This is a genomic window from Streptomyces boncukensis, assembly GCF_011045075.1.
GTDB classification, from domain to species: Bacteria; Actinomycetota; Actinomycetes; order Streptomycetales; family Streptomycetaceae; genus Streptomyces; species Streptomyces boncukensis.
The window spans coordinates 1-850 of the sequence record NZ_JAAKZZ010001053.1 but is presented as its reverse complement, the minus strand read 5'-3'; the positions used below and the strand labels follow the sequence as shown (position 1 = coordinate 850).

The window sequence follows — 850 nt, the reverse complement described above, 5'->3', positions numbered from 1 at the left end:
CCCCAGGCCCGACCGGATCCGTCGCCCGCCCGGCGCCGTCCCCGCCCGGTCGTCAACCGCGACAACGCGGGCTTCTGGGACGGCGTGGCCGGGCACCGGCTGCTGCTCCAGCGCTGCGACTCCTGCGCGGCCCTCCGCTTCCCCTGGCTGCCCGGCTGCAACTCCTGCGGCGCGGCGGACTGGTCGCCCGTCGAGGCGTCGGGGAGGGGCACCGTCTACTCCTACGTCGTCGTGCACCATCCGTCCCTCCCCGGCCGCTCCGGCCCGTACGCGGTCGCCCTGGTCGAGCTCGCGGAGGGCGTCAGGATCGTCAGCGGCATCACCGGGGTGCCGCCCGGCGAGGTGCGGATCGGGATGCCGGTCGAGCTGGGGTTCGAGCGGGTGGACGAGGAACTGGAGCTGCCCGTCTTCCGCGCCGCGGCGCCGGCGGAGGGCGGCGGGCCGCAGCCGCTGGAGGTGCCGGTGACGCGCACGCTCGTCGTCGCCGGGGCCGTCGCCTCGCGGGACTTCCAGGACGTGCACCACGACGCTGAGGCCGCCAGGGAGAACGGCTCCCCGGACATGTTCATGAACATCCTGACGACCAACGGCCTCGTGGGCCGCTACGTCGCCGAGTGGGCCGGTCCGTCCGCGCGGCTGCGGCGGGTGGCGATCCGGCTCGGCGTACCCAACTACCCGGGGGACACGATGACGCTGACCGGCCGGGTGACGGCCGCCGGGGACGACGGCACGGTGGAGCTGTCCGTCACCGGGCGGAACCGCCTGGGCACCCATGTGTCGGGCACGGTCGCGGTGTCGATCCCCGGACCGGCCCCGGCCCCGGGCCCGGGCCCGGGCCCGGACCCGGCCC

1 protein-coding gene is annotated in these 850 nt (G+C 76.5%); it reads left to right on the top strand.

From position 1 onward, the window contains the following. A partial coding sequence (locus G5C65_RS40630) for an OB-fold domain-containing protein (protein ID WP_206442739.1) occupies nt 1-850 on the top strand: 850 nt, incomplete at both ends.